The sequence below is a fragment of the Roseateles oligotrophus genome (genome assembly GCF_025717515.1).
GTDB lineage: Bacteria > Pseudomonadota > Gammaproteobacteria > Burkholderiales > Burkholderiaceae_C > Paucibacter_A > Paucibacter_A oligotrophus.
In genome coordinates, this window is the sequence record NZ_JAJIRN010000002.1 from 72,068 (window position 1) to 84,587 (window position 12,520).

Below are 12,520 nucleotides of genomic sequence, written 5' to 3' on the forward strand. Positions count from 1 at the left end.
TACCAAGAGGAGCACCATGCAAAACACCCCATCGACTACCGTCACCGAGGCCAGCACTCCGGCAAACGCAGCCGTAGAGACAACACCAACAGCCGTAGCCACCCCGGCTGCGGCTGCAGTAACGCCTGACGCAAAGATTGCAGTCAAGGCCGCAGCCAAACCTGCCGCCAAGCGCACCGTCAAGACAGCCAGCAAGACCGCCGCCTGGCCGGTCGCTCAAGTCACAGACACGGTCGCCACGGCCAAGCCTGCGGCCCCGGCAGCAGCGGTTGTGACCAGCCCCGCCCCGGCCAAGCCAATTGCAAAGGCCCCGGCAAAAGTTGCGGCAAAAGCGCCAGCCAAAGCCGCTGTTAAAGCCACTGTCAAGCCCGCCATCAAAGCGCCCGCACAGGTTGCCCCAAAGGCCGCCGCGAAAGCCGCCGTCAAGCCTGTGGTCGCCAAGCCCCTTGCTCCAAAGGCTGCCCAAAAAGTGGCCCGAAAAGCGACGCCAAAGGTCGCCGCAAAGCCTGCCTTGGCCAAGCCGGTGGAGGCCAGCGAAGCCAAGCCCAAGCTGAAGTTGGTACGCGACAGTTTCACCATGCCGCGCGCCGACTTTGATTTGATCGGCCGACTGAAGGACCGCGCGATGGGCTTCAAGCGTTCGGCCAAGAAGAGCGAGTTGCTGCGCGCTGGCCTGCAGGCCTTGATGGTGCTGACCGACAAGCAGTTGGCCGCCATCTTGACCGCGCTGACCCCGATCAAGGCCGGTCGCCCCAAGAAGCAGGACTAAATCAGCGCCGGCCCTAGCACCTGATGCAGGCTGACCCGCTCGGAAGAGCAGGCCGCGTCGAAATCAGCTTCGATCTGCATCAGCGCTTCGGCATCGCCGGCCGACACGGTGGCGATGCCCATGGCTTGGTTGCGGCCGCGTGACTTGGCGGTGTAGAGCGCCATATCGGCCCAGTTGACGGCCTGCTCCCAATGCAGGTCCAACATCGCCGGTGGCAGCGGAAAATGCGCAAAGCCAATCGACACGGTGACGCGCAGCGGCCCGTTTTGGGCCTGCACCGGCAGCGCGCCCACTTCCATCAAGATGCGTTTGGCCAAGCGATGCAAGGTCTCATGATCGACGTCGGGCGCAAACACCAAAAACTCTTCACCACCCCAGCGCACCACCAGGTCCTCGGCGCGCACCGCATGGCTGATGCGCCGCGCCACCTCACAGATCACCTGATCGCCGACACCATGGCCATGCTGGTCATTGACATGCTTGAAATGATCGATGTCTATCATCAGCAAAGCGCCAGTGAACTCCGCTTTGGGCTGCATCGCCATCACCGCCAGCAGATGGCGCCGATTGGCCAGATCGGTCAGAGGATCACGCTCGCTCTGTGCACGCAGTAGCAACTCATTAGCCTGCAAACGCTGGCGGGCGCTACGGACCTTGCGCACCATCAACACCACAAATAGCAAGGTCAGCACAAGCAGCACCGCAACCGCCACACTGGCTTGCTGTGCCAGGCCACGATTGGCCAATTGCTGATCCACCAGCGTGCGTTCGCGCTGCAGCAAGGCCAGATCACCCTGCTTGCGGTCACTGTCGTACTTGACTTTCAGTTGTTGCAGCGAGGCTTCGCGATTGCTCGCGGTCACCTCGGCGCTGAGCTTGCGCTCGGCGTGAAAAAGCGCAATCGCCTCCTTGGCTTGACCGGCCGCTGCCCAAGCCTCACCCAACTCCTTCAATTCATCGGCCCGCACGCCCTGGTCGGCCGAGTTGCCGCGCAAGTCGTTCGTGCGCTGAATTTCTTGCCTGGCCTTGTCAAAGTAGCCGAGTTGAATCAAGGCCAGCGAGATGTTCTGCCGCAGGCTGCGCTCGATGCGCAAGTCCTTGAAGCCCAGCACCACCGGCAGCGCTTGATTGGCGGCATCCAGCGCCAGCGCGGGCTGTTTCAGGCGCAGATAGGCATCGGCCATATTGCTTTGCAAATGCGCGATCAAACGCGGCGCATCCGCCTGCTTCGCCAGCTTCAAGCCCTCCTCGAGCGCCTTGAGTTGACTCACCGAATCGCCGCGCAGCCCGCCCACTGCACCCATATAGTTCTTCACAATGGCCAAACCAAGGTCATCGCCACGTATCGTTTTTTGGGCCTGAGCCAGATAACTGTCGGCCTGCTCGGCCTGCCCTTGCGACTGAGCGAGCACCGCCAATTGTCCCAGACTCAGCGCGGTCAACACCGCGTCTCGCCCAGCCTCCGCCAAGGCCAACTCGTATTGAGCGGAAGCTTGGGCAAGCGGCAATGCACCCTCTTTGAATTGGGTGCGGCCCAAAATACGCAGCGCACTCCAGGCGGAACGGAAGTCACAACGCTGCCGCTGCACGGCATCCATCAAGGCCGCACGCCCAGGGGCCTCGGCCAAGCCCTCGCGCGGGCAATCCAGTGCCAAGCCATCGAGCGTTTGCGTCGCAAAGTTGGCGGCCAATTCAGACTGCCCCAGGCGATCGGCGATTTCGGCCCGCAATAAAAGCACGGTCTGCGCAGCGCCGGGGTCCACGGCCAGCGCATCGGCAATCATCTGCGCCGCATCAACGTTACCCGCCATCACCTGCAGCCGGCCCTCGGTCAGGCGCAAAGTCCGCTGGGTATCTGCGCTAGGTTTTTGCGCTGCCGGCAACGTCCCCAAGGCTTGCAAAGACTGCTGAGGTCGATCGAACCCCTGACGCAGGAGCTGATTCAATTGCGACGCAAGTGCCCGGTCGGGCGCGCCCGGCGTTTGAGCCTGGGCCGAGGCACAAGGCAAACCAAGACCGAAACCCAGGCTCAAGCTCAACATGGAACCGCTCAGCAACAAAGACAGTTGCCACTTCATCTGCCACTCTCCTCAGTCTTGCTTGTGCCTTGCAGTGCCTGCAAAGTCACTTCACCGCCATGCCAAGCGGCCTCCAGGCGGCTACACAAATCTACCACCCCGGCCTCGTCAAGAGCGGCCATCGCCGCTACCCCGAAAGCCCGATTTCGCCCATGCGCTTTGGCCATATACATCACCGTGTCGACCAAATCGATGGCCCGCTCCCAAGCCAGCACCACACCATGCGGCGCCAGTGGGAAGCTGGCAAACCCGATCGACGCCGTTACAGTGATCAGGGTCTCTCCGTGACTGATCGGCGGATGCGCGATCTTGTCGAGCAAGCGCTGAGCCAGGATGCCCGCCGAAGCGACTTGGTGAGCATCGAGCACGATCAAAAACTCCTCACCGCCCCAGCGCACGACCAGATCCTCATCTCGCAATATGGACCGCAGACGCCGAGCCACCTCGACCAGCACGGCGTCCCCGGCGGCATGACCATAGCTGTCATTGATCCGCTTGAAATGATCGATATCGATCAGAAAAACCGTGCCGCCGAACCGGCCTTTGTCGGCCAGACGTTTGACGGCAGACTGGAAGTGACGCCGATTGGCAAGACCGGTCAGCGGGTCACGTTCCCCCTGAAGCTTGAGAGTTTCATTGCTGAGGGCCAGCGCACGATTGGTGTTGCGTATGCGTTGGTAGGCCAGCCCCATCAAGATACCCGACAAGACCACGCAACCGCCCAGAGCCGCCCATAGTCTGAGTCTCAAATCACCTGCTCGAACTTGCTCGGCCTTGAGTAGATTGCCCTGATTGAGCAGATCAATCTCCTTGGCCTGGCGTTCATTGTCGAAGCGGGCCTGCGTCTCCAGCACCGCCTTGCGGCTGTCATCACGCATGACCTGGTCACTCAGCTTGCGGTAATGGTGATAGGCCTGCACCGCCCCGTCCAGATCGACCATGCGCTCAAGCTGCTGAGCCAATTCCAACCAACCATCCGCGGCTGAAGCCATTTGGCCCTGGTCTTCCGCAACCCCGATGGCAGCGATGACCTCGCGTTTGCCCTCCTCAATCTGCTTCAAGCCAATCTTGGCCATGCCGATGTTTTGCCGGGCCAGGGTCTCACTGTCCAGATCGTGGCTGGCCTGAGCGAGGGCCAAGGCCTCTTCGGCCAGACTGCGGGCCTTTTGAAAATCACCCTTGCGTAGCTGCGAGTCGGCTGCGTTGCCCAAGGCCAAGGCCAGCATCGAGCGCACGCCGGTCTTGCGGGCATAGTCAAGCGCCAACTGCATCGCTTCACCGGCCGTTCGCACATCACCCAGCTCCGAATAAATCATGCCGCGGCTGTTGTAAAGAATGCTCATCAAAATCGGGTCGGGATCAAGCGCGGCCACCCTCTCGGCTTCGCCGATCAATTGTTTGGCGCGCTCCAATTGCTGCGCGCGCATGTAGTTGAACGAGAGAACGGACAGCGCCTGCGCGTGCCGCCAATTGGCCCCGCTTTGCTCGGCCAACTTCAGCGCCATCACACCCGTGTTGATCGCCGCATCCACCTCACCGGCATCCGACAAGAGCCCCGCCAACGCCGTGAGGCTGCGTAGCCGGAGCACCAAGCCGGCATCGGCCTCGCCAACACTGTCCACCAGCTCCAGCTTCTTGATGGCCTCCGCCGGCTTGCCCTCGCGCAGCAAGACCTGCGCCCGCATATGGGCTGCGGCCAGCCGTGCGGCGGGGCGATGATTGGCGTCCGGCCAATCATCCAGCTCGGCGATCAAGCGCTCCAGCAGCGGCCGCTTCTCAGGCAATCCGCTATTGACACTGCCGCGCAACGCCAATAGTTCGATATGTTCGGCACTGCCAGGCTTGGTCTGAGGGAGCAAGGCCAGCAAGGCCATCTCATTCTCGGCCGCGTGGCCACTTCCCGAACGCTCGATGCGCTCCAAAGCCGCCAGCAGGTTTTTGGCGGTCGCCTGTGCGGACAGCCCATCAACGGCTTTGGAAGCCGCACCACCATTTGGCATGGCCCGGGCCTCATTTGCAGCTGAGGCTTGATACGCGGTCGAAGACAGCGCTAGCAAAAGCCAAACCAGCAGCGCCCGGGGCTGCCGCAGGGTCGACGCGGCAGAAGGCAAAAGCGTCGTCATCGTCATCGCTGCAGGAGGCAAAGGCTCGGTCATGTCCTGTGTGTGAGTTCGCCGGCTCTTGAGCTTTGGGTCGAGCGCGACTTGCTGGGTGGCTGCATATTTCAAGAAAACCATCCATTCGCACCCATCAAGCAGCGACGGGAAGCGCAATGCGGCGGGGCCAGTATCGCCTGATATTTGCGCCACCGGCAACGCCCGACATCACGGATTCACAAACACCGGATAATCCAGGCCATAGCGCCCGCGCTCACCAAGGCAAAACATGAAAAAAACATTCCAACTCCAAGTCGAAGGCAAGCATCCGGACCGTCTGCTTGAGGCAATCAAGCATGAGATCCGCAAATACATCAAGCGCGAGCAGAACAAGGCCCGCCCGGCTGGCGTGGACTTCTGGGACTTTGATTGCCGCTTCGGCAGCAGCGAGGCCACCGCGGCGGTGATCGAGTTCGCCGACATCACCAGTCGCATCAATGCCTATGCGGCCGACAAGGCCGATGCTTTTTATCTGGAGTTGCTGGCCAAGCCGGGGGTGAAGAAGCCGCGGCCCCCTGCCGCTGCCCCTGCAGCGGATCAGGCCGAAGCTGCCTAAAAAGCCGCGATCCCCGTCATCGCCCGGCCCAGAATCAGCGCATGAATGTCATGCGTGCCTTCATAGGTGTTGACCACCTCGAGGTTGACCAGATGGCGGGCGATGCCGAATTCGTCCGAGATGCCGTTGCCGCCCAGCATGTCACGCGCCGTACGGGCAATCTCCAGTGACTTGCCGCAGCTGTTGCGCTTCATGATCGAGGTGATCTCGACGGCCGCCGTGCCCTCGTCCTTCATCCGGCCCAGGCGCAAGCAGCCCTGCAAGCCCAGCGTGATCTCGGTCTGCATGTCGGCGAGCTTTTTCTGCACCAGTTGATTGGCGGCCAGCGGCTTGCCGAACTGCTTGCGGTCCAGCACATATTGGCGCGCCTTGTGCCAGCAGTCTTCGGCCGCACCCAATGCGCCCCAAGCGATGCCGTAGCGCGCGCTGTTCAAGCAGGTGAACGGGCCTTTGAGGCCGCGCACCTCGGGGAAGGCATTCTCTTCCGGGCAGAACACCTCATCCATCACGATCTCGCCGGTGATCGACGCACGCAGCCCCACCTTGCCGTGAATCGCCGGCGCCGTCAGACCCTTCCAACCCTTCTCCAGCACGAAGCCACGGATCTGCCCGCCATCATCCTTGGCCCAGACCACAAACACATCGGCCACCGGGCTGTTGGTGATCCACATCTTGCTGCCACTGAGCGAATAGCCGCCGGGGACCGCCTTGGCCCGCGTGATCATCGAGCCGGGGTCGGAGCCGTGATTCGGCTCGGTCAGGCCGAAACAACCTATCCACTCGCCGCTGGCCAGCTTGGGCAAATACTTCTGCTTGGTCGCCTCGTTGCCGAAGTCATTGATCGGCACCATCACCAGCGAGCTTTGCACGCTCATCATCGAGCGGTAGCCCGAATCGACCCGCTCGACCTCGCGAGCGATCAGGCCGTATGCGACATAGCTCAGGCCGGGGCCACCGTACTCGGGCGCAATCGTGGGGCCGAGCAGGCCGATGGCACCCATCTCGCGGAAGATTTCCAGGTCGGTGCGCTCATGCCGAAAGGCCTCCAGCACGCGCGGCGCCAGGCGCTCTTGGCAATAGCTGTTGGCGGCCTCGCGGATCATCCGTTCCTCGTCGCTCAACTGTTCGTTCAGCAGCAGCGGGTCGTCCCAGTGGAAAGTGGCTTTGCTCATGATTTGTGTATCTCGTTTCTTGATTCAGACCGGCACGGCAACCGGCAAAACGGCCGTCACTTCGATCTCGACCTTGGCCCTATCTTCCATCAAACCGGCCACCACCACCGCCGCCATCGCGACACCGTATTCGGCGCCCATCACCTCACGGTAGACCTGTCCGACCTCGCGGCCGCGCGCCTGGTACTCTTTTTTATCAAGCAGATACCAGGTCATGCGGGTCATGTGCGCAGGCGTGGCGCCGGCCTCTTGCAGAATGGCTTTGATGTTCAACAGCGTCTGGCGCACCTGATCGATGAAGTCATCGCTGTCGAATTGGCAGGCACCATTCCAGCCGATCTGGCCGGCCACAAAGACGGTGCGCCCCGTCGCCGCCACGCCGTTGGCATAGCCGCGCGGCTGCGCCCAGCCGGCGGGTTGAAGGACTTGCTTATTGCTACTGCTTGTGTCCATAGACTTGCTCCAAGGCCTCTCGTAAATCTTGCGGAAAGGGCTGCGCCTTGTGGGTCTCCAAGCAGGTGCAGACCAGCACCTGCTCGAACACCACACGGCAGCCATCAGCCCCATCGAAATGAATCGTTAGCCCCAGCGAGCTGCGGCCCAGCTTGTTGATCGCAACGCGCTGCGTCAAGCGATCGCCCATGCGACTGATGCGCTTGAAATCGGCGCTCAAACGCACCGAAGGCATGCCGACCCGGCGCGGCCCCAAGAGCTGCGCATAGTCAACGCCCAAGCCCTGCGTGAACCAGTCCTCCACCACCGCATTGAGCATCTCGAAATAGCGCGGATAAAAGACGATGCCGGCCGGGTCGCAATGGCCGAAGCGCACCAACTCGGTCCGCTCAAAAACCCATGCTGTCATCGCCCGTCACTCCCCGTCTTTCACGCGCAGCCGGAAGCGCTGCAGCTTGCCGGTCTCGGTGCGCGGCAACTGGTTTCTGAACTCGATCGCACGCGGATATTTATAGGGCGCGATGCTCGCCTTGACGAAGTCTTGCAGCGTCTTGGCCAAGTCCGGGCCGGGCTCAAAGCCTGTGCGCAAGACCACGACCGCCTTGACGATCTGACCGCGCTCTTCATCGGCCACGCCGACCACGCCGCATTCGGCCACCGCCGGATGGGCGAGCAAGGCCGACTCCACCTCGGGTCCGGCGATGTTGTAGCCGCCCGAGATGATCATGTCGTCGGTGCGGGCCTGGTAGACGAAGTAGCCGTCGGCATCGATCAGGTAGGCGTCGCCTGTCAGGTTCCAGCCATTCAAGACATAGCCGCGCTGGCGTTCGTCATTGAGATAGCGGCAACCGGTCGGCCCCTTGACCGCCAATTTGCCGACCTGGCCGGCAGGCAAGACCCGACCCTCGTCATCCAGGATGCAGGCCTGGTAGCCCGGCACCGGCACCCCGGTCGCACCCGGCTTGGCATGGGCCTCGTCATGCGAGATGAAGATATGCAGCAACTCGGTCGCGCCTATGCCGTCAATCAGCTCTATCCCGCTGGCATCCTTCCACAGCTTGCGCGTGGCCGCCGGCAACGCCTCGCCGGCGCTGATGCATTTGCGCAGGCTGCTCAAATCATGCTGAGCGACTAACGGAGACATCGCGCGGTAGGAGGTCGGCGCGGTGAACAAAATGGTGGCGCGGTATTTGGCGATCGCCGGCAGCAAGCTGTCGGGCGAGGCCTTTTCAAGCAGCACCGCCGAGGCGCCCACGCTCATCGGGAACAGCACCAGGCCGCCGAGCCCGAAGGTGAAGGCCAGCGGCGGGCTGCCGATGAAGATGTCGTCGGCCTGGGGCTTCAGCACATGGCTGGGCCAGCAGCGGCAAATCGCCAGCACATCGCGATGGAAATGCATCGTGCCCTTGGGCGCGCCGGTCGTGCCCGAGGTGAAGGCGATCAGGCAGCAATCATCGGCGGCGGTGTCCACATTGCTGAACTGGTTGCTGTGGCCGGCAGCACGATGCTCCAGGCCATCGGCCGCCTCGCTGTGGAAATGCACCAGGCTGCGCAGCTGCGGGCATTGCGTTTGCGCCGCCGCTAACTCTTCCGCCAGACGGACATCGCACAGCGCATGGCTGATCTCGGCCTTCTGTATCACCTGGATCAACTCTTTGGCGCGCAGCAAGGGCATCGTCGCCACCGCCACCGCGCCGACTTTTTGCACCGCGAACCAGCAAGCCACCATCTCTGGCGTGTTGGCGCCGCGCAGCAAGACGCGGTTGCCGGGCAGCACGCCCAGATCGGAGCGCAGCAGATTGGCGATCCGATTGGCTTGGCTTTGCAGATCGGCATAGGTCCAGCGCTTGCCGTCCGAGCCTTGCAGGCATAAGCGCTCGCCCTGCCCTTGTGCGATCCAGCGGTCCAATAGCTCGGTCGCGCAGTTGAGGCGATCCGGGAATTGCAGCTCCGGCAATTCAAAGATCAACTCCGGCCACAACTCGGGCGGCGGCAAGTTGTCGCGGGTGAAAGTATCAAGATGAGCAGAGGCAATCATTTAAGAATATCCCGTCCAATGATCAGTTGCTGCACTTCGCTGGCACCCTCGTAGATGCGCAGCGCACGAATCTCCCGGTACAGCGACTCGACGATTTCGCCGCTCTGCACGCCGCGCCCGCCATGCAGTTGCAGCGCCGCGTCGATGACGCGCTGCGCGCCTTCGGTCGCCATCAGCTTGGCCATCGCCGCCTCGCGCGTCACGTTCTGCCCCTGATCACGCTGCCAGGCGGCGCGGTAGACCAGCAAGGCCGAGCTGTCGACCGTGCAGGCCATATCGGCCAGCTTGGCCTGGGTCAGCGGCAGGTCGGCAAGGCGAGCGCCGAACATCTGGCGGCTCTTGGCCTGTTGCAAACCCTCTTGCAGTGCACGGCGCGCAAAGCCCAAAGCAGCGGCCGCCACCGAGGTGCGGAACACATCGAGCGTGCGCATCGCCACTTTGAAACCCTCGCCGGGCGCGCCAATCATCTGGCTCTTGGCAACCCGGCAATTGTTGAAGCGCAGCCGCGCCAAGGGGTGCGGGGCGATCACCTGAATGCGCTCGGCAATCTCGAAGCCGGGCAGATCGGCATCGACGATGAAGGCGCTGATGCCGCGCGAGCCGGGCTGCTCACCGGTGCGGGCAAAGACGACATAAAAGTCTGCAATACCGCCGTTCGAGATCCAGGTTTTCTCGCCGTTCAAGACATAGCCGTCGCCATCCTCGACCGCCGCGCACTGCATCGCTGCCACATCCGAGCCCGCCTCCGGCTCGGACAGCGCAAAGGCTGCCAACGCCTCGCCCTGGGCCACGGCGGGCAGGTAACGCCGACGTTGAGCGTCTGTGCCGGCCAAAGATATCGCGCCGGAACCAAGGCCCTGCATCGCAAACGCGAAGTCGGCCAGGCCGTTGTAGCGAGCCAGCGTTTCGCGCAAGATGCAGATGGCGCGGGTATCGATGACCTCGGCCGCGCCGCCCAGAGCCTGACCGGCGACCGCGTGTCGCAGCCAGCCGGCCGCGCCCAGCGCCTTGACCAGGCCGATGCATTCGGCATCGACATCATGGCCATGCGAACCTTGCAAATGCTCGTCGCACCAATCATCCAACCGAATTGCCAGTTCGCGATGACGGGCCTCGAAAAACGGCCATTCGAGATGCTTTAAATGCACGATCAGTCCCCCTTGAACTCGGGCCGCTCTTTGGACACAAAGGCCTCGTAGGCACGGTGGAAATCCTGCGTCATCATGCAGATCGCCTGCGCCTGCGCCTCGGACTCGATCGCCTCGTCGACGCCCATCGCCCATTCCTGATGCAGCATTTTCTTGGTCATCGCGTGGCCAAAGCTCGGGCCTTCTGCAATCTGCTGCGCCCAACCCACCGTCTCTTGCAACAAGGCCTCGGGCTCCGCCAGTCGGTTCAAGAAGCCCCAGCTCAGCCCCTCCTCGCCGCCCAGGCTGCGACCGCTATAGAGCAGATCCGAGGCCCGGCCCTGGCCGACAATGCGCGGCAAAATCGCGCAGGCACCCATATCGCAGCCGGCCAGGCCGACGCGGGTGAACAAGAAGGCAGTTTTGGAGCGGGCCGTGCCGACGCGCAGATCCGAGGCCATCGCCATGATCGCGCCGGCGCCGGCACAGACGCCGTCGATCGCCGCCAAAACCGGCTGCGGGCAGGCCCGCATCGCCTTGACCAAGTCGCCGGTCATGCGTGTGAAGGCCAGCAAGTCGGGCATGCTCATCTTCGTCAAGGGGCCAATGATTTCATGCACATCGCCGCCCGAGCAGAAGTTGCCGCCGGCTCCCTGCACGACGATGGCGCGCACCTCGTCCACAAAGCAAAGCTTGCGGAACAGATCGCGCAGCTCGGCATAGGAATCAAAGGTCAAGGGGTTCTTGCGCTCGGGCCGGTTCAGCGTGATCACGCCAACCGCGCCCTGCTGGGCCCAGGCGAAATGCGCGGGTTTGAAGTCCAGCAGACTTTGCCGGTTGCCGGCCTCCAAGAAGCCGTCCATTTTTCTTTGCGTCATTTTGTCTTCTCCTTGGCCGCAGCCATGTCCAGCGCACCCATATTTGCAAGATGAGTCTTCAAGCCCGCCAACAGACCGTAGACCTGAGCTTTTTCCTCAACCGACCAGGCGGCCAAGAGCTCGATCACCCATTGCTCATGGGTGGCGGCCATGCGTTTGAATTGGCGCCGGCCGGTTGCCGTCAATTTGACCGTGTAGGAGCGCCGGTCACTCGGATGGGCTTCGCGCACGACCAGGCCTTCGGTCTCCAACTGATCGGTGATGCCGGTGATATTGCCGCCGGTCACCATCAAGCGTTTGGACAGCTCGCGCATAGGTAGGCCGTCCGGATTGCGCTCCAGCTGCGCGAGCAAATCAAAGCGCGGCAAGGTGGTGGCAAAGTCCTGCCGCAGGCGATTGCGGATCACCCCCTCGACACGGTTGGTGCAGGTCAGCAAACGCAACCACAGGCGCAGCGCCTGATGGTCATCCGCATTCGCGCGCGACTCGAGATCCAGTTCTTCCATCACATCAGCTCACCGCCGCAGACGGCAATCGCCTGGCCCGTCATCGCGCCGCTGCCGCGCTGCGCCAGCCACCAGACCGTGTCGGCCACTTCCTGCGGCTGCACCAGCCGGCCCTGCGGATTGGCGGCCACCAACTCGTCCCGCGCCTCGCCTAGGCTGCGGCCGGTCTTGTCGGCGATCTTGTCAAGCGCCCGGGCAATGATGTCGGTCTCGGTGTAGCCGGGGCAGACCGCATTGATGGTGACGCCTTTCTTGGCGAACTCGATCGCCATCGCACGCGTCAGGCCCAGCACCCCATGCTTGGCCGCGCAATAGGCGGCCACATAGGCGTAACCCGTTAGCGAGGCGGTGCTGGCGATGTTGATGATGCGCCCGAAGCCGCGCTCGCTCATGCCGGTCACCACCTCACGCGAACAAAGAAAAGTGCCCGTGAGGTTGACGTTCAACATCGTCTGCCACAGCAACAGCGAAGTCTTGGCCAAGGGCGCGGTCTCGACCTGGCCGGCGTTATTGACCAAGATGTCGACCGGCCCAATTCCAGCAAAGGCGGCCTTGACGCTGGCCTCGTCGGCCACGTCCACCCTGCACACATCGACCTGGCCGAGCGAAGCCAGGGCCGCCAGGTCAGTCGCTTGGCCCTCCAATTTGTCGATATTGCGGCCCAGCAAACTGACGCGTGCGCCGGCCGCGACCAAGCGCCGCGCCACCGCCGCGCCAATGCCGCTGCCGCCACCGGTGACCGCCGCGTGCAGACCCTTCAATTCTTGCGCGCTGTTGTTTGCCATGA

Annotated in this window: 12 protein-coding genes; 2 read left to right on the forward strand and 10 right to left on the reverse strand. The window is 62.8% G+C overall.

All coding sequences use genetic code 11. The features are described 5' to 3' along the window. Positions 1-16: 16 nt before the first annotated feature. A complete protein-coding gene (locus LNV07_RS03655; RefSeq protein WP_263569827.1) occupies positions 17-769 on the forward strand; it encodes a hypothetical protein in 753 nt (250 codons plus the stop codon). On the opposite strand, the gene LNV07_RS03660 is transcribed toward LNV07_RS03655, so the two are convergent. Together LNV07_RS03660 and LNV07_RS03665 are read right to left on the reverse strand one after the other, a co-directional pair. Then, entirely contained in the window at positions 766-2,847 is a 2,082-nt protein-coding gene (locus tag LNV07_RS03660) for a GGDEF domain-containing protein (protein ID WP_263569828.1), read from the reverse strand. The genes LNV07_RS03655 and LNV07_RS03660 overlap by 4 nt on opposite strands. Continuing rightward, entirely contained in the window at positions 2,844-4,847 is a 2,004-nt protein-coding gene (locus tag LNV07_RS03665) for a GGDEF domain-containing protein (RefSeq protein ID WP_318013672.1), read from the reverse strand. The genes LNV07_RS03660 and LNV07_RS03665 overlap by 4 nt, the downstream gene beginning before the upstream one ends. A gap of 385 nt (positions 4,848-5,232) precedes the next feature. Here LNV07_RS03665 and LNV07_RS03670 point away from each other — a divergent pair, with 385 nt between their 5' ends. After that, a complete protein-coding gene (locus LNV07_RS03670; protein WP_263569829.1) occupies positions 5,233-5,559 on the forward strand; it encodes a DUF6172 family protein in 327 nt (108 codons plus the stop codon). Here LNV07_RS03670 and LNV07_RS03675 read toward each other — a convergent pair. Genes LNV07_RS03675 through LNV07_RS03710 form a run of 8 tightly spaced genes read right to left on the reverse strand, consistent with a single transcriptional unit; the run spans position 5,556 to position 12,518 of the window. Then, a complete protein-coding gene (locus LNV07_RS03675; protein WP_263570280.1) occupies positions 5,556-6,734 on the reverse strand; it encodes an acyl-CoA dehydrogenase in 1,179 nt (392 codons plus the stop codon). The two genes, LNV07_RS03670 and LNV07_RS03675, sit on opposite strands and share 4 nt — an antisense overlap. Before the next feature lie 21 nt (positions 6,735-6,755). Further along, on the reverse strand, positions 6,756-7,184 hold the full coding sequence (locus LNV07_RS03680; protein ID WP_263569830.1) for a RidA family protein: 429 nt from the start codon (positions 7,182-7,184) through the stop codon (positions 6,756-6,758). Next, positions 7,168-7,593, reverse strand: coding sequence for an acyl-CoA thioesterase (locus LNV07_RS03685; RefSeq protein ID WP_263569831.1), 426 nt, complete (start codon positions 7,591-7,593; stop codon positions 7,168-7,170). The genes LNV07_RS03680 and LNV07_RS03685 overlap by 17 nt, the downstream gene beginning before the upstream one ends. A 6-nt stretch (positions 7,594-7,599) precedes the next feature. Beyond that, a complete protein-coding gene (locus tag LNV07_RS03690) occupies positions 7,600-9,222 on the reverse strand; it encodes an AMP-binding protein (protein ID WP_263569832.1) in 1,623 nt (540 codons plus the stop codon). Further along, positions 9,219-10,370, reverse strand: coding sequence for an acyl-CoA dehydrogenase family protein (locus LNV07_RS03695; RefSeq protein ID WP_397545521.1), 1,152 nt, complete (start codon positions 10,368-10,370; stop codon positions 9,219-9,221). The genes LNV07_RS03690 and LNV07_RS03695 overlap by 4 nt, the downstream gene beginning before the upstream one ends. Positions 10,371-10,372: 2 nt before the next feature. Next, positions 10,373-11,227: an enoyl-CoA hydratase family protein gene (locus LNV07_RS03700; protein ID WP_263569833.1), complete on the reverse strand. Its 855-nt coding sequence runs from the start codon at positions 11,225-11,227 to the stop codon at positions 10,373-10,375. Then, entirely contained in the window at positions 11,224-11,733 is a 510-nt protein-coding gene (locus tag LNV07_RS03705) for a MarR family winged helix-turn-helix transcriptional regulator (protein WP_263569834.1), read from the reverse strand. The genes LNV07_RS03700 and LNV07_RS03705 overlap by 4 nt, the downstream gene beginning before the upstream one ends. Beyond that, on the reverse strand, positions 11,733-12,518 hold the full coding sequence (locus tag LNV07_RS03710; RefSeq protein WP_263569835.1) for an SDR family NAD(P)-dependent oxidoreductase: 786 nt from the start codon (positions 12,516-12,518) through the stop codon (positions 11,733-11,735). The genes LNV07_RS03705 and LNV07_RS03710 overlap by 1 nt, the downstream gene beginning before the upstream one ends. Positions 12,519-12,520: the final 2 nt, after the last annotated feature.